The organism is Streptomyces sp. PR69 (assembly GCF_026420845.1).
In the GTDB taxonomy this organism is placed as follows: Bacteria; Actinomycetota; Actinomycetes; order Streptomycetales; family Streptomycetaceae; genus Streptomyces.
This window is the reverse complement of sequence record NZ_JAOWCB010000024.1, coordinates 22,026-41,229: the sequence shown is the minus strand read 5'-3', so window position 1 is coordinate 41,229 and position 19,204 is coordinate 22,026. Positions and strand designations below refer to the sequence as shown.

Here is a 19,204-nt window from a genome sequence, read left to right as displayed (position 1 = left end):
TGGGACGCACGCGCACGAAAGAGACGGGGCAGAGATGCGCACAACTCTTCGTACGAGCAAGGCCGCCGTGGTGTTCTGCGCGATAGGCGCGCTCGCCCTCACCGGCTGCGGCGGCGACGGCGACAGCGGCAAGGGCGGCGGCGCCAAGGAGCCCGGCGGCGGTCAGACCTCCGCCGCGGCGACCGTCCAACTGCCCAAGCTGGACGGCGAGACAATCCAGGTCGCCGCGGTCTGGAGCGGCCCGGAGCAGGAGAACTTCACCAAGGTTCTCGACGAGTTCGAAAAGCGCACCGGGGCCGAGGTGACCTTCGTCCCGGCACAGGACCCGATCGTCAACTTCCTCGGTACGAAGATCGCGGGCGGCAGTCCCCCGGATGTGGCCATGCTTCCCCAGGTGGGGGCGATCCGGCAGGCCGTGCAGCGCAAGTGGGCCAAGCCGGTCGGCCCGGAGGCCATGGCGCAGCTGGAGAAGAACTACGCCCGGGTCTGGCGGGATCTCGGCGCGGTGGACGGCGTCCAGTACGGCGTGTACTACAAGGCCGCCAACAAGTCCCTGATCTGGTACAACAACACGGCCTTCGAGAACGCGGGCGTGACCCCGCCGAGCACCTGGAAGGACTTCCTGGCCACGGCCGAGACGATCTCCGCTTCGGGCGTCACCCCCGTCTCGGTGGCCGGCGCGGACGGCTGGACGCTCACCGACTGGTTCGAGAACGTATATCTCTCCCAGGCGGGCCCCGAGAAGTACGACCAGCTGGCCAAACACGAGATCAAGTGGACCGATGCGTCCGTGAAGGACGCGCTGACCACACTCGGCGAGCTGTTCGGCAGACCCGAGCTGATCGCGGGCGGCGCGGACGGCGCGCTGCAGACGGAGTTCCCGGCGTCCGTCACCCAGACCTTCACCGGCGGCGACCAGCCCAAGGGCGCGATGGTCTTCGAGGGCGACTTCGTCACCGTCAACATCGCCCAGACCGAGGCGAAGATCGGCACGGACGCCAAGGTGTTCCCGTTCCCGGCGGTCGGGGCCGAGCCGCCGGTGGTGACGGGCGGCGACGCGGCGGTGGCGCTGACAGACAGCAAGGGCGCCCAGGCGCTGCTGACCTTCCTGGCCTCGCCGGACGCGGCCGCGATCTCGGCGGGCGCGGGCGGCTTCCTCTCCCCCAACAAGGCGCTGGACCCGGCCGCGTATCCGAACGATGTCCAGCGGGGCATCGCCAAGGCGCTGATCGACGCGGGCGACGACGTCCGCTTTGACATGTCGGACCAGATGCCGCAGTCGTTCGGCGGCACGCCCGGCAAGGGCGAGTGGAAGATCCTCCAGGACTTCCTGAAGAACCCCGGGGATGTGGCGGGCGCCCAGCGGAAGCTGGAGGCGGAAGCCGCCAAGGCGTTCAAGAGCTGACGCGGTGGCGCTGACCGCATCCGGGGGCCCGGCCCGCACGCCTGCGCACCCCGTCGACAAGCGCAAGAGCACGGCCCGCAGGCGCCATGCGGTCGCGGCGGCGTTTCTGCTGCCGGCGCTGGTGCTGCTGGGCGCACTCGTGGTCTACCCGATCGGGTACTCGCTGTATCGCTCGTTCCTCGACCAGGCCGGGGACTCGTTCGCCGGTTTCGACAACTACGCGGCGATCTTCTCCGACGACACCGTCTTCACCGCGGTGAGGAACACGGCGATCTGGGTGGTGCTGGCCCCGACCGTCGCCACGGCGCTCGGTCTGATCTTCGCCGTGCTGACCGAACGCGTCCGCTGGGGCACGGCGTTCAAGCTGATCGTCTTCATGCCCATGGCGATCTCGATGCTGGCCGCCGGCATCATCTTCCGGCTTGTCTACGAGCAGGACCCGGACCGCGGTGTCGCCAACGCCGTCTGGGTGGGCGTCCATGACACCTTCGCCGAGTCGGCCGGCTTCCCCAAGGCCCGCCCGCTGCCCGTCCATCCGCTCGAAGCGGGCGAGGACGGGGCGTATGTCACCAAGGAGCCGGTGTCCGCGGGCGTCCCGGTCCTGCTGCCGCTGATCGGGGTCTCCCCGGCGAAGATGCCCTCGGACGCCCGGCCCGCGCGCGCGGCGGAGCCCGCCGCCGACGGCCGGGTCACCGGCACGGCCTGGCTGGACTTCACCCGGGGCGGCGGCGGCGCGCCCAATGCCGTCGACCCGGCGGAGCTGGGCCTGGCGGGCATCAAGGTGGAGGCCGTCAAGGACGGCGAGGTCGTCGCCTCCGCGCGCGCCGGGGCGGACGGGGTGTTCACCCTGCCCGCCGCCGCCGACGGCGCGACGCTGCGGCTGCCCGGCGAGAACTTCCGCGAGCCGTACAACGGCGTCAACTGGCTCGGTCCGACGCTCGTCACCCCGGCGATCATCGGCAGCTATGTGTGGATGTGGGCGGGCTTCGCGATGGTGCTGATCGCGGCCGGTCTGGCGAGCGTGCCGCGGGAGCTGCTGGAGGCGGCGCGGGTCGACGGAGCGGGCGAGTGGCAGGTGTTCCGCAGGGTCACCGTCCCGCTGCTCGCGCCCGTCCTCGTCGTGGTGCTGGTCACGCTGATGATCAATGTGATGAAGATCTTCGACCTGGTCTTCATCATCGCGCCCGGCTCCGCACAGGACGACGCCAATGTGCTGGCGCTGCAGCTGTACCGCTCCTCGTTCGGCACGGACGCGGACCTCGGCCTCGGCAGCGCCATCGCCGTCCTGCTGCTCCTGCTCGTCGTCCCGGTGATGCTCGTCAACATCCGCAGGCTGCGAAGGGAGAGCCGCCGATGACCGCGCAGCCCGACACCGTGACCAGGCGGGTGCGGACGGCACGACGCCCAAAGGCACAGCGCCCGAAGGCACGGCGGTCCCCGGCCGCGCGCCTCGCGGCCCGCACCGGCGGCGGGGCCGTCCGGGTCTTCCTCGTCCTCGTCGGCCTGTTCTGGCTGATGCCCGCCTTCGGCCTGCTGGTCTCCTCGCTGCGCGCCCCCGGCGACATCGCCGCCAGCGGCTGGTGGCAGGTCTTCACCCAGCCCGCGCAGCTCACTGCGGAGAACTACCGGCGGCTGCTGGAGAACGAGGCGATCACCGACTCCCTGCTGTCCACCGTCATGATCACCGTCCCGGCCACGGCGCTGGTGGTGGTGATCGGCGCGCTCGCCGGATACGCCTTCGCCTGGATGGACTTCCCCGGCCGCGACTGGTGGTTCCTGGTCGTCGTCGGCCTGCTGGTGGTCCCCGTGCAGGTCGCCCTGGTGCCGGTGTCCAAGCTCTTCGGCGTCGTCGGGATCTTCGAGACCACGCTGGGCGTGGTCCTGTTCCATGTGGCCTTCGGCCTCCCCTTCGCGATCTTCCTGCTGCGCAACTTCTTCGCGGAGATCCCTCGGGAGCTGCTGGAGGCCGCACGCCTCGACGGAGCGGGTGAGATACGGCTGTTCGCCCGGGTCGTGCTGCCGCTGGGGGCGCCGGCGATCGCCTCGCTGGGGATCTTCCAGTTCCTGTGGGTGTGGAACGACATGCTCGTCGCGCTGATCTTCGCGGACTCCGAGAGCGCGCCGATCACGGTCGCTCTGCAGCGCCAGGTACGGCAGTTCGGCAACAACATCGACGTCCTCGCCCCCGGAGCGTTTCTCTCGATGATCATCCCGCTGGCCGTGTTCTTCGCCTTCCAGCGCCAGTTCGTCTCCGGCGTCATGGCGGGAGCCGTCAAATGACCGGTGCGCCGCCCACAGCAGAGCGGTGAAGCGTCAACCTCGCGCGTAAACCTGTCGCAGCGGCGGCGCGTTGACGCGGACGACGGCCCGGGGGCCTGTTCACCGGGCCGTCGCCCCTTGTGCATCCCCTGTCCGCCACGGATGGCGTAACCAGCTCACCCCATCGGACGTTCTCGGGCCAACTGCCCGCGCCGACCGACTGGATGTGCCGTGCCCCGGTTCAGCGTCATCGTCCCCGTGTTCAAGGTCCAGGCATATCTGCACGAGTGTCTGGAGTCGGTGCTGAGCCAGAGTTACGACGACCTTGAACTGATCGCCGTCGACGACTGCTCCCCCGACGCCTGCGGAGCGATCATCGACGAGTTCGCGGCCCGCGACCGCCGGGTGCGCCCCGTTCATCTGCCGCGGAACGCGGGCCTCGGCCCGGCCCGCAACGCCGGACTCGAACAGGCCCGCGGCGACTACATCCTCTTCCTCGACAGCGACGACACCCTGGTCCCCGGCGCGCTGCGCGCCATCGCCGACCGGATCGAGGAGACCGGCGCCCCCGAGGTGCTGGTGTTTGACTACGCACGCTCCTACTGGACTGGCCGGACGGTACGCAACAAGTACGCCGCCCTCCTCACCGAACAGGGCCCCGCTCCCTTCCGGCTGGCCGACCGCCCCGGTCTGCTGAAGCTGCTGATGGTCGTCTGGAACAAGGCGTACAAGCGGGAGTTCATCGAACGCGAGGGCCTGACCTTCCCTCCCGGCTACTACGAGGACACCCCCTGGACCTACCCGGCGCTGCTGGCCGCCGACACCCTCGCCACTCTCGACCAGGTCTGCGTCCACTACCGGCAGCGCCGCCAGGGCGGCAACATCCTGGCCACCGCCGACCGCAAGCACTTCGACGTCTTCGACCAGTACGACCGGGTCTTCGCCTTCCTCGCCGGCCGGCCCGCACTCGCCCGGTGGCAGCCCGTCCTCTTCCACCGGATGCTCGACCACTTCTCGGCGATCGCCGCCTCACGGGGGCGGCTGCCGCGCGGCAGCCGCGCCGAGTTCTTCCGCCGGGCCCGCGCCCATGCCCGCCGCCATCGCCACCACCGCCAGCACCGCGGCCACCCCAGCCACCCCGACCAGCTCAGCCACCGCCGTCCCGGCGCGGCCCCGGCGCTCCGCGGCCGCGTCCGGCACACGCTCGTCGGTCTCGGCCTCCACCGCACCTTCATGGCCGTACGGGGCGTCCATCTGCTGCGCGTCCGCGCCAGGCGGGCCGCCGCAGCGGGCCTGCGCGCCCTGCGGGCCGCCGCACTGCAGCTGCACTACCGCATCCAGCTCCGGCTGCCGCTGCGCCCGCGATACGCCGTCTTCTCCGCGTACTGGAACCGCGGCTACACCTGCCATCCGGCGGCGATCGAAGCGAAGGCCCGGGAACTCGTCCCGGGGCTGCGCACCGCCTGGATCTGCGGCCCCGAGCACGCGCACACCGTCCCCGCGGCCACCCGCCGGCTGCGGCCCGGCAGCTTCGCCTACTGGACGGCCCTGGCCCGTGCCGCGTATCTGGTCAACAACGTCAACTTCGACCGGCGGCTGGTCAAGCGGCGCGGGCAGATCATGCTCCAGACCCACCACGGCACCCCGTTGAAGGCCATGGGACTCGACCTCCAGGAACACCCTGCCGCAGGCGGCCGGACGGACTTCGCACAGCTCCTCGCCAACGCCGACAAATGGGACTACTCGCTCTCCGCCAACCGCCACTCCACGCTGGTGTGGGAGCGGGTCTACCCGGCCGCCGCCACCACCCTGGAGTACGGCGCTCCGCGCAGCGACGTCTTCCAGCACGCCACGGCCGACGACGTGGCCGCGGCGCGCGCGGCCCTGGGCCTGCCGGAGGACGCCGTCGCCGTGCTGTACGCGCCCACCCACCGCGACTATCGCCGCACCCAGCGCTCCCCGCTGGACCTGGAACGGCTCGCGACGGCGCTCGGCCCCCGCTTCACGCTGCTCACCCGCGCGCACCGCTTCGGCGACGGACCGCCGCTGGCCCCGGCCGGCGCCGGGAGGCCGCCGCGGGTCCTCGACGTGTCGGACCACCCCAGCGTCGAGCAGCTGTGCCTCGCCTCCGACGCGCTGCTCACCGACTACTCGTCCCTGATGTTCGACTACGCCAACCTGGACCGGCCCATCGTGCTGCACACCGGCGACTGGGAGGCGTACGAGGCGGCCCGCGGGCTGTACTTCGACGTACGGGCCACACCGCCGGGCGCGGTCGCCCGCGACGAGGACGAGCTGATCGACATCTTCACCAGCGGGCACTGGCAGGGCTCACGCTCGGCGCAGCTGCGGGCCGCCTTCCGGGCACGGTTCTGTCCGTACGACGACGGGCTCGCGGCGGAGCGCGTGGTGCGCCGGGTCTTCCTGAAGGAGACGGCGGGCCTGCCAGCCGTCATCCCCCTCGCCGAGCGCCGCCCGGCCCCGGCCCCGGCCCCTTCGCCGACGCCGATGCCGGCGCGCCGGACGCAGGCGCTGCCCCGCCAGGCACAGGGCACGGAGCGCGGCATCTCCCCCGCTGGGCCCCCCGCTGTGTCCCCGGCCAACAGGCCGTAAGCCACCCGCCGTCCCCATCCGCCCATCCCCGCCCCATCCGCCCGTCCTTCGAGAAAGAGCCCGCGCATGCCGCCCCGCCTCAGCATCATCGTCCCCGTCCGCCGTGTGCGCGGAACCCTCCGGGAATGCCTTCGGTCCGTGCTCTCGCAGTCGTTCCGGGACATCGAGGTCATCGGTGTGGCCGATGGATCCCCGGACGGCTCCGGCCGGCTCCTCGACGAGATCGCCGACGGCGACCCGCGGGTGCGGGCCGTGCATCTGCCGGAGCCCGCGGGCGCCGAGGACCGCCGCACCGCCGGGGCGGAGCGGGCCGCCGGCGACTATCTCCTCTTCCTCGAAGCCACCCATGTGCTGCTGCCCGGCGCGCTGGAGCGCATCGCCGAGCGGCTGGAGTCCGCCAAGGAGCCGGACCTCCTGCTCTTCGGGCATCTGCGCACCCCGTTCCGGGGCGTTCCGCGGCCCACGCGCTCGCTGCGGCTGCTGCGTGACATGGGCGGCTCGCAGGTGTGCACCCTCGCCGAACGGCCCGAGCTGCTGGGCGTCGCGGCGGTGTGCTGGAACAGGGCCGTGCGCCGTGACGTCCACCGCGCACAGCGGATCGGCTTCGCGTCCGGGCCGGAGGGCGACCGGATGTACGCCCTCGCCACCCTCGCCACCGCGGAGTCGGTCGCCGCGCTGCCGGAGCCGTGCGTGGAACACCGCGGGCAGCGCCATGTCCCGGCCCTCACCGAACCGGAGGAGGCCGAGACGTCGCCCGCGGAACTCCTTGAGCAGTTCAGCGAGCTGCTCACGGCCCTGCGCGACACCCCGCGCTTCGCAAAGGTGCACGGCCCGCTCTTCGACGTGGCGGTCCGGGAGCTGCTGGAGGCCTATCCGAAGGCGGCCCGGCGACGCCGCTATGTGCGGGCGGTCGCCGCGTTCTGCCGCGTACACCGGCCATCCGGCCACCCGGAGCGGCACGGCTTCGGGGCGCTGCGGCTGCGGCTGCTGTGCGGCGGCCGCAGGGCGCTGCTCGCGGGCCTCGACACAGCCTTCGCGGCCCGCCGCGGGCTGCTGGGGCTCGCGGGTGCGGCCCGCGCCCGCGCCGTACGGCGGCTGACGCCGCTGTACTACCGGCTGCAGCGGCTGCGTCCGCTCGACCGGCGGCTGGCCGTCTACAGCGCGTACTGGAACCGCGGCGTGAGCTGCAATCCCGCGGCCGTCTACCGCAAAGCGGCCGAACTTGCCCCGCACATCCACGGGGTGTGGATCGTCTCGGCGAAGGCCGCGGCCGCCGGGCTGCCGCCGGGCGTGGACCATGTGGTGCCCGGCACCCGCCGCTACTGGTCGGTGCTGGCCCGCGGCACGTACTTCATCAGCAATGTCAACTTCCACAACCATCTGGTCAAGCGGCGCGGCCAGATCCATGTGATGACCCACCACGGCACCCCGCTGAAGGTGATGGGCATGGGCCAGCAGCAGTACCCGGCCGCCGCGCAGGGCATGAACTTCCGCACCCTGCTGCGCCGCGTCGACCGGTGGGATCTGAGCCTGTCGTCCAATCCGCACTCCACGGAGGTCTGGTCGCAGGCCTACCCCAGCGCCGTACGCCATCTGGAGTCCGGCTATCCGCGCAATGACGTCCTGGTCAACGCGGGCCCCGACGAGATCGCGGCGGCGCGCGAGCGGCTCGGCCTCCCCCCGGGCCGGCGGGCCGTGCTCTACGCGCCGACCTTCCGCGACTACGAGCGGACCTTCACCTGCCAGCTCGATCTGGACCGGGTGGCGCGGGAGCTGGGCGAACGCGGCGAGGACACGGTGATCCTGGTCCGCGCCCACTACTTCCACGACGGGGCGGGGCTGGCCGGCCGCGCCGGGCTGATCGACGTCTCCGGCCACCCTCGCGTCGAGGAGCTCTTCCTGGCGGCCGACGCGCTGATCGCCGACTATTCGTCACTGATCTTCGACTACGCCATCCTGGACCGGCCGATCGTCATCCACGCCCCCGACTGGGAGGTCTACCGCGCGGTGCGCGGCGTCACCTTCGACCTGCTGTCGGGCCTGCCCGGAGACACCCCGGGCGAGGTGACGCGTACGACCGAAGACGTCGTACGGGTCCTCACGGACGGCTCCCTCGACGGCGAACGGAGCCGCGCGCTCCGGGCCGCCTTCCGGGAGCGGTTCTGCGTCTTCGACGACGGGCGGGCCGCGGAGCGGGTGGTACGCCATGTCCTCCTCGGCGAGGAGACACCACTGCCGGTGACGCCTCCCGCGGACCGTGAAGCCCCGGGGCCGCGCGCCGCCGCCGTCCCGCGCCAGCAGCCGGCCGAGCCGCGGGGCGTGGGCTCCGCCGTCCCGCCCCCGCGGTGAAAGCCAGGGCGCCTGTCCTGCCGCCGGGGTTCGCCCCCTGTCGCCCTGCCCGTGGCCCTTCGGCCACGGGCAGGGGGCTTCCCCTCCCCCCACGCCCTGGGGGGCAATGCCGTTGCCTTACCCAGCGGTCCCGGGCCGGCGAGCTGCGGAAAGCTGCCCGGCGGAGACCGGGAAGGCCTGTTAGTGCAACGGCATTGCAACGGGGGCGTGGGGGAACCCCACTTCCCGTAACTGGGAGCTCCGCCCCCAGACCCCCCTTCGGGGGAAGGGGCTGCGGGGCTGGTGCCCCACGCCCCAGGGGGCGGCAGCTTCGCGCCGCCCGCCCCGGTACGGCCTTCGGCCGTGTCCTCAAGCTCCCCCAGCTACCTCCCCCTGGACGGAGTCTGGGGGTACTCCCACGGAGGTGCCCCCAACGGGCTGGATTTCCCAGCCCCGCCGGCGATTGAGGCGCGGGGGTGCGGGGGTGCGGGGGCGGAGCCCCCGTGAACGGGGTCTGGGGCGGAGCCCCAGTTACGGGAGGTGGGGGTCCCCCTACGCTCCAGGGCGCAGGGGGAGGGCAGGGGAAAGACCCAGCAACCGGTCGGCCACGACCCCCGCGGCCCGCCCGTCGTCAAGGTCACAGAAGACCTCGCGAAAGGCCTCATACGCCCGCACATGCCCCGCCACGGCACCCTCCGGCTCCCTCAGCGCCTCGATCAGCTCCGCCCCCTCCCGAACCAACGGCCCCGGCGCCTTCGCCTCGAAGTCGAAGTAGAAGCCGCGCAGCGTGTCCCGGTAGTGCTCCAGGTCGTACGTGTGGAACAGCATCGGCCTGCCCGTCTGGGCGAAGTCGAACATCAGCGACGAGTAGTCGGTCACCAGCACATCGCTGATCAGCAGCAGCTCGGCGACGTCCGGGTAGCGGGAGACGTCCCGGACGAAGGGGCCCACCTGCGGCAGCCGGTCGCCGACCAGGTAGTGGCGGCGGACGAGGAGCACATGGCTGCCGCCGAGCGCGCGCTGCGCCTCGGCGAGGTCGAGCCGCAGGTCGAGCGCATAGCGGCCGGCGCCCTTGGGGCGGTCCTCGCGCCAGGTCGGCGCGTACAGCACGACCGTGCGGCCGGGTTCGATGCCCAGCCGCTCCCGCACACTCGCCGCGATCTTGTGCCGGTCCTCGGCGTGCAGCAGCGCATTGCGCGGATAGCCGGACTCCAGCACCTCGCCCTCGTAGCCGAAGGCCCGGCGCAGGATGGGGGTGGAGAAGCGGTTCGGGGAGATGAGCAGATCCCACTGGGCGGCCCGGCGCGGCAGGGAGTCGATGTACGGGCGGTTGGCCTGGGCCGTGCCGAGCAGATCCCGCCCGATGCGCTTGAGGGGTGTGCCGTGCCAGGTCTGCACGGTGCAGCGGCCCGTGCCGCGCTCGTACCACTCGGGCAGCTGGGTGTTGGTGACGACGGCGCGGGACCGCGCCAGGGCCTCATGCCACTCGGTGCTGCCGTACGCCACGGCCCGGACGCCCTCGGGAAGTTGCACCTGCTGGTCGCGTACCGTCCACAGATGCTCGAAGGGGCTGCCGCGGCGGAGCAGCTCCTCGTGGACGGCGCGCGGCGAGTCGGAGTACTGGCGGCCGTCGAAGCTGCTGAAGAGCAGGGTGTCGCGGCGCTCCGGCGACCGGTTGAGCTCCGCGTACCGCTCGCGCAGCCGCCGCTCGCCGTACGGGCCGCGTTCGCGTACGCCCAGTACGGACCCCGACTCGACGACGAGTTGGTCGTGGAAGCGCCGGGTGAGGGTGAAGTCGCGGCCGCGGACGCGCTGTACGGCGGGGACGGCCGCGTGCTTGGCGGCGGCGAGCCGCACGGGGCGGCAGCGCTCGGGGGCGTCTTCGCCGCTGTCGCGGAAGAACAGATACCAGCGGCCCTCGGCCAGCGGCATCTCGCCGTCGACGCCGCCGACGCCGCCCATGCCGCAGACCGCCGCGGGGGTGAGCTCGGCGCGGAAGCGGCCCTCTTCCTCGAACCGGACGTCGAAGACCGCTTCCTCCTGGGTGGCGCTGTGCCGGAGCACCAGCTCGGGAGCGGGGCGGGGGGCGGCGGGCGCGGGGTGGCTGCCTTCGATGACGAGTCCGCCGTTGAGGGTCCAGGCGAAGGCGTCGGCGATCGGGTGGGGGCACTGGCTGCTGAGGGCGAGGTTTCCGGCGGCGGTGGCGGTGAGGACGAGCTCGCGTTCGTCAGCGACGCGGCCGACGTGGTAGCGGCCGGGGGCAAGGCCGTCGCGTACGCCCAGCGGGACGCGGCCGCCGTCGGCGCGGACGAGCCGCACGGTCCATGGCGTCGCCGCCTCCTCCGCGCCCGCGTCCTCCCCGCTGTCTGCCGTGAAAAGCGCCAGCGGCACATCGGCGTGCCAGGCGTCCGTCTCGTCCGCGGCGGCGGCCGGCACCTCGTGCGCGTCCTTGGTGCGCCGGTTCTCGACGCGGAGGGCCGTGAAGGGCTGCCGTCCCCGCCATGAGATGCGTACGGCCCCGGCCACGGTCCCGTCCTCGCCGTCGACGGGACCGTGGCCGGTCAGCAGGGCGGGGACGCGTTCCGCTTTGAGGCGCAGCTTGTCGCCGTTCAGCTCGGGCACGATGCGCGTGGAGTCGTCGAGGTAGTGGACGGCGGGCGGGGCCGGGTTGCCCAGCATCCGCAGCGGCCCGCGGCGCAGCATCCCGCCGCCGAGGACGCCGACCTCCACGTTCCAGGTCGTGGGGCGGCCGCCGCGCGGCCGCAGCCGGGCCGGGTCGACGACCGTCTCAAAGCCCGCCAGGTCGTAGCGGTGCAGGCTCTGCCGGGAGGCGGCGGTCGCCTCGGGCAGCTCGGCCGGCCGCAGCCGCAGCGGCGCGGCCCGCCGCCGGCCGTGGCGCAGCCAGCCGAGGACGCGGGGCCTGCGCCCCTGCTCGGCGGGCAGGTTGCGGACGTAGGCGTAACCGCGCAGCCGCAGTCGGCCGTCGCGCCACACCGCCTCCACCACGTCGGACAGCACGGGCAGGTCGGCCGTGCCCAGCCTGCTGACGTCCTTCGGCAGCCCGCCGGTGACGGCGGGGTGCTCGGCGTACGCCCTGCCGCCGACGGGAAGTCCGGGCAGTCCGGGCAGGTACGGGGCGCCGCGGCGGCCGTGGATGTGAAAGGCGTTGCGGTTGCGCTTCTCATGGGCGAGGAGCGCGAGGAGTTCTTCGATACGGCGCTCGCGGACGAGGTGCCACGCGGCGCGCAGGGTGAACGGCAGCCCGTCGAGGACCGGCTGTGCCACCCCTCGTGCGAAGTCCCCGGCGTGGTCGAGGAACGCCTGACGGTATTCCTCGTCGCCGTCCGGCAGCGCGTCCATGAACAGCTTCAGATCGCTGCTGAGGACGCTGGAGTCGTAACGGCGCTTTCCTTCCGGCCACTTCGCCTGCGCGGCGAGGAATCCGCTGGCCGAGGCGACGGAACGGGCCCGGTCGCGCACGGCCGCGGGGCGCGCCCTGCGGGTGGTGATGGAGCCGTCCCGGTCCCGCCAGAGGTAGACGGTGTCGTGCAGCACGTCGACGGAGGCGGCGAGGAAGTGCGCGGGCACGATCACCGGGATGTCCTCGAACAGCACGCCTTCGGGGAAGGCGAAGCCGTGCCGGTCCCAGAAGTCCCTGCGGAAGACCTTGTTGCAGGCGATCCGGTCGTACAGGAGGGGCCAGTGGCGGGTGACGTGCGTGGCGGTGCGGGTCTTCGCCATCGGCTCGCGGAACATGGGCGACTGCTCCTGCTTCCCGCTCGCCCGCAGCCGGTGCACATTGCCTGTGGCGAAGTCCGAGCCGGACTGTTCGAGCGTGGTCAGCATGCGCGCGTAGGCGTCCTGAGGCACCACGTCGTCGCTGTCGACGAAGGCGAGATATGTGCCGGTCGCCTCGCGCGCGCCCGCGTTGCGCGCCGCCCCGAGGCCCGCGTTCTGCTGCGACAGCAGCCGGAAGCGCTCGTCGCGTGCGGCGAACGCGCGGGCGATGTCGGCGCTTTCGTCGGTGGAGCCGTCGTCGACCATGACGACTTCCAGGTCCTGGCAGGTCTGCCCGGCCAACGACCGCAGACAGGCGTCGAGATACTCCGCCACGTTGTAGACGGGTACGACGACACTGAGCCGGAACGCCATGGTGCGCACATCCATTCAACAGCGGCGGATGGCCGGAGGGTTGCTCACAGGTTGCGCGGAGAACAACCCCTCCCGGCGCTCGCGGTCACCCCTCATCGCTCATGTGGGTGACGCGGCTGCGTGCCCTCGGACTCCCCCAGCGGCCGCTGGGGGAGTCCGAGGGCATGCCCCGGCTGTGCGTACTCGCTGTGTGTACTCGCTGTGCGTGCTAGCTGTGCGTGCTAGCTGTGCGTGCGCAGCAGCTGTCGCATCGTGCGCATCGCCACCGACAGATTCGCCAGATCGAAGGTGTCGGAGCCCTGGATCTCCTCCAGCGTGGTGCGCGCCCGGCCCAGGATGGCCGCGTTCTGCTGCTCCCAGGTTGTGAACCGGTCCTCGGGCGTCGCCGAGCCGTCGCCGACCGACAGGATGTCCGCGGTGAGCGCCGCATGTGCCGCGTACAGGTCCTCGCGGATGGAGGCGCGGGCCATGGACTGCCAGCGGTCGGCCCGCGGCAGTTCGATGATCCGGTCCATCAGCTGGGTGATCCGCAGCCGGTCCGCGAGGTCGTAGTACACCTCGGCGACCGCCATCGGCTCCTTCTGCGTACGGTCGGCGATGGCGACGATGTCCAGCGTCGGGAACGCGGACGAGAAGCCGGCGACGCGCATGGCGAGTTCCTCGGGCACGCCCGCCTCGGTGAGCTCCTCCAGGATGCCCTGGTACCAGTCCAGGTCCGCGCCGCGCAGCATCTTCGGCAGCTCGGCCCAGACCTGCTCGACTCGGTCGGCGAAGAAGTCGACGGTCCCGGCGAGCTCCAGCGGCTGCGGGCGGTTGCCCAGCAGCCAGCGGGTGCCGCGCTCGACGAGGCGGCGCGAGTGCAGCCGGATGCGGGTCTGGACGTCGGCGGCGACCTTGTTGTCGAGGTCCTCGACGGCGTCCCAGACCGCGCCGAGGCCGAAGATCTCCCGGGCCGCGGTCTGCGCCCGCACGATCTCCTCGACCGAGGCCCCGGTCTCCTCGCGCAGCCGGTGCAGGAAGGTCGAACCGCCCGTGTTCACGGTGTCGTTGACCAGGACCGTGGTGATGATCTCCCGGCGCAGCGCATGGCCGTCGACCGCCTCGGGGAACTTCTCGCGCAGCGGCTTGGGGAAGTACGCGTGCAGCAGCTTGAGCAGATACGGGTCGTCCGGCAGCCGGGTGGCGATCAGCTCCTCCGCCACCATGATCTTGGTGTAGGCGAGCAGCACGGCCAGTTCGGGCTGGCTCAGTCCCTTGCCCGCGCCGAGCAGTTCACGGATCTGGCGGTCGGCGGGCAGGAACTCCAGCGCCCGGTCCAGCCGGCCGTCGCGCGTGAGCCGCCGCATAAAGCGCTGGTGAGCGTGGAGCAGGGAGGAAGACTGGGTGACGGCGTTGGCCAGCGCCACATTCTGCGCGTAGTTGTTGCGCAGCACCAGTGCGCCGACCTCGTCGGTCATCTCGGCGAGCAGCTTGTTGCGCTGCTTGACGGTCAGATCGCCGTCGGCGACCAGGCCGTTGAGCAGGATCTTGATGTTCACCTCGTGGTCGGAGGTGTCCACGCCCGCGCTGTTGTCGATGGCGTCGGTGTTGACCTTGCCGCCGCTGCGGTCGAACTCGATCCGGCCGAGCTGGGTGAGGCCCAGGTTGCCGCCCTCGCCGACGACCTTGACCCGCAGATCCTGGCCGTTGACGCGGATGGCGTCATTGGCCTTGTCGCCGACGTCGGCGTGGGTCTCGGCCGACGCCTTGACGTAGGTGCCGATGCCGCCGTTCCACAGCAGGTCCACGGGGGCCTTGAGGATCGTCTGCATCAGCTCGGCGGGGGTCATCTTGGTGACCTTGGCCTCGATGCCGAGCGCCTTGCGCATCTGGGCGTTGACCGGGATCGACTTCGCGGTCCGCGGGTGGATGCCGCCGCCGGGCGACAGCAGCTCCGCGTTGTAGTCGGCCCAGGAGGAGCGGGGCAGCTCGAACAGCCGGCGGCGCTCCGCGTAGGAGACGGCCGCGTCCGGCGTCGGGTCGATGAAGATATGGCGGTGGTCGAAGGCCGCGACGAGCCGGATGTGCTCGCTCAGCAGCATGCCGTTGCCGAACACGTCGCCGGACATGTCTCCGACGCCGACGACCGTGAAGTCCTGGGTCTGCGTGTCGTGGCCCAGCTCGCGGAAGTGCCGCTTGACGGACTCCCAGGCGCCGCGGGCGGTGATGCCCATGCCCTTGTGGTCGTAGCCGGCGGAGCCGCCGGAGGCGAAGGCGTCGCCGAGCCAGAAGCCGTAGGAGACGGCGACCTCGTTGGCGATGTCGGAGAAGGTCGCGGTGCCCTTGTCGGCGGCGACGACCAGATAGGTGTCGTCCTCGTCGTGGCGGACCACGCCGGCCGGCGGGACGACCTCTCCCGCGACCATGTTGTCGGTGATGTCGAGGAGGGCGGAGATGAAGATGCGGTAGCAGGCGACGCCCTCGGCGAGCCAGGCGTCCCGGTCGACGGAGGGGTCCGGCAGCTGCTTGGCGACGAAGCCGCCCTTCGCGCCGACCGGCACGATCACCGTGTTCTTGACCATCTGCGCCTTGACCAGGCCGAGGATCTCCGTGCGGAAGTCCTCACGCCGGTCGGACCAGCGCAGTCCGCCGCGGGCGACCTTGCCGAAGCGCAGGTGCACGCCCTCGACGCGCGGCGAGTAGACCCAGATCTCGTACGCCGGGCGGGGCGCGGGCAGCTCCGGGATGGCCTGCGGGTCGAACTTCATCGACACATAGGCGTGGTCGCCGCCGTCCGCGGCCTTCTGGAAGAAATTGGTCCGCAGGGTGGCCTTGATGACGGTCAGGAACGCGCGCAGGATGCGGTCCTCGTCGAGGGAGGCGACCTGGTCGAGCGCGCCGTCCAGCTCCTCCAGCAGCCCGTCGGTCAGCTCGGTGCCGGCAGCCTGGCGGCCGGGCGACATCCTCGCCTCGAAGAGGGAGACCAGCAGCCGCGTGGTGTGGACGTTGTTGCGGAGGGTGTCCTCCATGTAGTCCTGGCTGAAGGTGGAGCCCGCCTGGCGCAGGTACTTGGCGTAGGCGCGCAGCACCATGGCCTGCCGCCAGGTCAGCCCGGCGCGCAGCACCAGGGAGTTGAAGCCGTCGTTCTCCGCCTCGCCCTTCCATACGGCGGCGAACGCGTCCTGGAAGCGGTCGCGGGCGTCGTCGGCGAGATAGTCGCCGCCGTTGCCGTTGCCGCCGGTCTGCGGCATGCGCAGGCCGAAGTCGTAGATCCAGGCCGTGGTGCGGTCGGCGCAGCGCAGCTCGTACGGGCGCTCGTCGACGACCTCGCAGCCGAGCCGCTGAAGCACCGGCAGCACAGCGCTCAGGGAGACCTGCTCACCGCTGCGGTAGATCTTGAACCGGCGCTCGCCGGGGCCCGCGCCGACGGGCTCGTAGAGGGAGAGCGCGAAGTCCTTGTCGGAGTGGACGAGCTGTTCGAGGTGGACCAGGTCGGCCACGGCGGCGCGGGGCGAGTGGTCGGCCTTGTAGCCCTCGGGGAAGGCGCTTCCGTAGCGGCGCAGCAGCTCGGCGGCGCGCTCCTCGCCCAGTTCGGCGTTGAGCGCCTCGGCGAAGCCGTCGGCCCAGGAGCGGGCGGCCTCGGCCAGCCGGGCCTCGATGCGCTCCTTGTCGGCGTCGGTCAGGTCGGTCAGCTCGGTGCCGGCCGGTACGCGGACCACGAAGTGCAGGCGGGAGAGGATCGACTCGGTGTTCCAGGCGGTGAAGTCGACGCTGGTGCCGCCGAGCTCCTCCTTGAGGATGTCGATCAGCCGCAGCCGCACGCCGGTGGTGTAGCGGTCGCGGGGCAGATAGATCAGCGCGGAGTAGTAGCGGCCGTACTCGTCCTGGCGCAGGTAGAGCCGCAGCCTGCGGCGCTCCTGGAGGTAGAGGACGGAGGTGACGATGGCGCGCAGCTGGTCGACGGGCGTCTGGAACAGCTCGTCGCGGGGGTAGGTCTCCAGGATCTGCAGCAGATCGCGGCCGTCGTGGCTGTTGGGCGAGAAGCCGGCCTGCTTGAGGACCTCGTCGACCTTGCGGCGGATCACGGGGACGCGGCGCACTGACTCGGTGTACGCGGCGGAGGAGAACAGGCCGAGGAAGCGGCGCTCGCCGACGACGTTGCCGTCCTTGTCGAACTTCTTGACGCCGATGTAGTCGAGATAGCTGGGCCGGTGCACGGTGGCCCGGCTGTTGGCCTTGGTGAGCACCAGCAGCTTGTGCTCGCGGGCCTTGGCGCGGGCGTCGGCGGGCAGACGGTTGAAGGACGGGCTCACCGGGTGGCCGTGGGCGTCGTCCTCCCCGGTGTGGTCGGGGTCGGCGCGCAGGATGCCGAGGCCGGTGCCGGGCACGGCGGCCAGCGCGTCTCCGTCCACCAGGTCGTACTCGCGGTAGCCGAGGAAGGTGAAGTGGTCGTCGGCGAGCCAGCGCAGCAGCTCGCGTGCCTCTTCGACCTCTCCTTCGCGCAGATCGTCGGCCACGGGCTCGCCGGGCAGGCTCTCGGCGACGCGCAGCGCGGCGTCGCGCATCTTCTCCCAGTCCTCGACGGCCTCGCGGACGTCCGACAGCACACGCAGCAGATCGGAGGTGATCTGCTTGAGGTCGGCGCGGTCGGTCTCCCGGTCGATCTCGACATGGATCCAGGACTCGACGAGCGCGTCGTGCGGCAGCGTCCTCGCGGCGGCCTCGCCGAGGTGGCCCCCGCTGCGGTCCGCCAGCACCTCGATGAGCTTGCCGGTCACATCGCGGCGGGCGACGACCTGGGGGTGGACCACCAGATGGATGCCGCGGCCCTGGCGGGAGAGTTCATTGGTGACGGAGTCCACCAGGAACGGCATGTCGTCCGTGACGACCTCGACGACGGAGTGACTGCACGTCCAGCCGTTCTCCTCGACGGTGGGCGTGTGCACGCGGACGTTGGCCGTGCCCTGCGGGCGGTTCTCGGCGAGGCGGTAGTGCGAGAACGCGGCGCCGAAGATGTCGTCCGGTTCGCGGTCGGCCAGGTCCTCGGGAGCGGTGTGCAGGTAGTAGCGCTGGAGGTACGAGAGCACGGTGTCCTGGTCCGGACGCTCCCCCTGCTCGGCGCCGGTCGGAAGGCTCCCCCCGACCGGGCTGTGCTCAGCTACCCGGGCGGCCCTCTCGAGCAGCTCGGCCTTGGCATCGTCCAGCTTGGTCTGCATGTCCTCTGGCTCCTGTCGCGCGCCGTTGCGTGACGTAGGTGAAAGAAGCGACACAACGCCACGACGCGGGGTGTCCGGTCGGAGTCGACGCTATGCCGCGGTGAGAGATGTCCGAGCCGTTATCGGCCAATTCTGGCAGCCGGACCGGCTGGATCGGATCGAAAAGGTCAGCGATCGCCCGGGCGCGGTGGCGGTCCGGGCGCAGGCCGGGGGCTTCGCTGCCCCCACGGCATATCGCGCTGATCACGGGATAAGGCTAACGCCCCACACCCCCGACCCGTCATGAGCCGTATGTGTACAAAAGACGGCCCGGAAGTTTGACACTCTGGACAGCGACACAGGCCCTCTTGGCAAACCTCGCGGAGCGGTGCAGTTTGACGTCGGGCGACACGCCTCCGAATCGACCGCGGATGCGCATCTTCCCTCCACATATGCCATATATGCCATATGCCCCATATAGCCCTGCTTCCCCCTACTTCCCCCTCCCCGGGGCCCGCAGAGCACGTATCGTCCCGGCTGGCGCAGGCCGTCGCAGGCTGACCCGCGCTTGGCCGGGCGAACGGCAGACGGGCCAGCCCAAGACCAGGAGCGGCCATGACAGCGAAGATCCTGATCGTCACCGGCGACGCCGCCGAGTCCCTTGAGGTCCTCTACCCGTACCAGCGGCTGAGGGAGGAGGGGTACGAGGTCGACATCGCCGCTCCGGCCCGGAAGAAGCTGCAGTTCGTGGTGCACGACTTCGAACCGGGCTTCGACACGTACACCGAGAAGCCGGGCTACACCTGCCAGGCCGACCTCGCCTTCTCCGAGGTCGACCCCGGACAGTACGCGGCCGTGGTGATCCCCGGCGGCCGCGCCCCCGAATACCTCCGCAACGACCCCGAGCTCCGCAAGATCCTCAAGTCCTTCTTCGACGCCGACAAGCCCGTGGCCCAGATCTGCCACGGCCCGCTGCTGACGGCGGCGATCGGCTCCCTGGAGGGCCGCCGGGTGACCTCCTACCCCGCCCTCGAACTGGACATGCAGGCCGCGGGCGCCTCCTTCCAGGACCAGGAGGCGGTCGTCGACGGCACCCTGGTCTCCTCCCGCGCCTGGCCCGACCACCCGGCCTGGATGCGCGCCTTCCTCCGCATCCTCCGCGAGCACGCGCCGACGGCATAACCGGGGCTCCGCCCCCCGGCCCCGGTCCTCAAGCGCCGGACGGCATGGATTCTCCAGCCCGTCCGGCGCTTAAGGACCGGGGGCAGCACTA

8 protein-coding genes are annotated in these 19,204 nt (G+C 71.6%); 6 read left to right on the top strand and 2 right to left on the bottom strand.

The window, feature by feature from the left end; translation table 11 throughout:
• Positions 1–34: 34 nt before the first annotated feature.
• From OF819_RS21295 to OF819_RS21275, 5 genes are all read left to right on the top strand, one after another.
• On the top strand, positions 35–1,405 hold the full coding sequence (locus OF819_RS21295; protein ID WP_267245209.1) for an ABC transporter substrate-binding protein: 1,371 nt from the start codon (positions 35–37) through the stop codon (positions 1,403–1,405).
• 4 nt (positions 1,406–1,409) lie between these two features.
• Complete coding sequence (locus OF819_RS21290) at positions 1,410–2,762, top strand: carbohydrate ABC transporter permease (RefSeq protein WP_416370589.1); 1,353 nt, start codon at positions 1,410–1,412, stop codon at positions 2,760–2,762.
• Positions 2,759–3,685, top strand: coding sequence for a carbohydrate ABC transporter permease (locus OF819_RS21285; RefSeq protein ID WP_267245208.1), 927 nt, complete (start codon positions 2,759–2,761; stop codon positions 3,683–3,685). Before OF819_RS21290 ends, OF819_RS21285 begins: the two co-directional genes overlap by 4 nt.
• 210 nt (positions 3,686–3,895) lie before the next feature.
• A complete protein-coding gene (locus OF819_RS21280) occupies positions 3,896–6,277 on the top strand; it encodes a bifunctional glycosyltransferase/CDP-glycerol:glycerophosphate glycerophosphotransferase (RefSeq protein ID WP_267245207.1) in 2,382 nt (793 codons plus the stop codon).
• Between the two features lie 66 nt (positions 6,278–6,343).
• Positions 6,344–8,626, top strand: coding sequence for a bifunctional glycosyltransferase/CDP-glycerol:glycerophosphate glycerophosphotransferase (locus OF819_RS21275; protein WP_267245206.1), 2,283 nt, complete (start codon positions 6,344–6,346; stop codon positions 8,624–8,626).
• A gap of 531 nt (positions 8,627–9,157) precedes the next feature.
• Here the strand turns inward: OF819_RS21275 and OF819_RS21270 are convergent.
• Together OF819_RS21270 and OF819_RS21265 are read right to left on the bottom strand one after the other, a co-directional pair.
• Positions 9,158–12,757: a bifunctional glycosyltransferase/CDP-glycerol:glycerophosphate glycerophosphotransferase gene (locus OF819_RS21270; protein WP_267245205.1), complete on the bottom strand. Its 3,600-nt coding sequence runs from the start codon at positions 12,755–12,757 to the stop codon at positions 9,158–9,160.
• Positions 12,758–12,978: 221 nt separating this feature from the next.
• Positions 12,979–17,952: an NAD-glutamate dehydrogenase gene (locus OF819_RS21265; RefSeq protein ID WP_267245204.1), complete on the bottom strand. Its 4,974-nt coding sequence runs from the start codon at positions 17,950–17,952 to the stop codon at positions 12,979–12,981.
• A 594-nt stretch (positions 17,953–18,546) separates the two neighbouring features.
• On the opposite strand from OF819_RS21265, the gene OF819_RS21260 reads away from it, so the two are divergent.
• Positions 18,547–19,113, top strand: coding sequence for a DJ-1/PfpI family protein (locus tag OF819_RS21260; protein WP_267245203.1), 567 nt, complete (start codon positions 18,547–18,549; stop codon positions 19,111–19,113).
• Positions 19,114–19,204: the final 91 nt, after the last annotated feature.

Bases quoted from the DNA above. Each gene is read 5' to 3' on its own strand.
- OF819_RS21275 (WP_267245206.1), top strand. From the start codon at position 6,344: ATGCCGCCCCGCCTCAGCATCATCGTCCCCGTCCGCCGTGTGCGCGGA.
- OF819_RS21285 (WP_267245208.1), top strand. From the start codon at position 2,759: ATGACCGCGCAGCCCGACACCGTGACCAGGCGGGTGCGGACGGCACGA.
- OF819_RS21295 (WP_267245209.1), top strand. From the start codon at position 35: ATGCGCACAACTCTTCGTACGAGCAAGGCCGCCGTGGTGTTCTGCGCG.
- OF819_RS21270 (WP_267245205.1), bottom strand. From the start codon at position 12,757: ATGGCGTTCCGGCTCAGTGTCGTCGTACCCGTCTACAACGTGGCGGAG.
- OF819_RS21260 (WP_267245203.1), top strand. From the start codon at position 18,547: ATGACAGCGAAGATCCTGATCGTCACCGGCGACGCCGCCGAGTCCCTT.
- OF819_RS21265 (WP_267245204.1), bottom strand. From the start codon at position 17,952: ATGCAGACCAAGCTGGACGATGCCAAGGCCGAGCTGCTCGAGAGGGCC.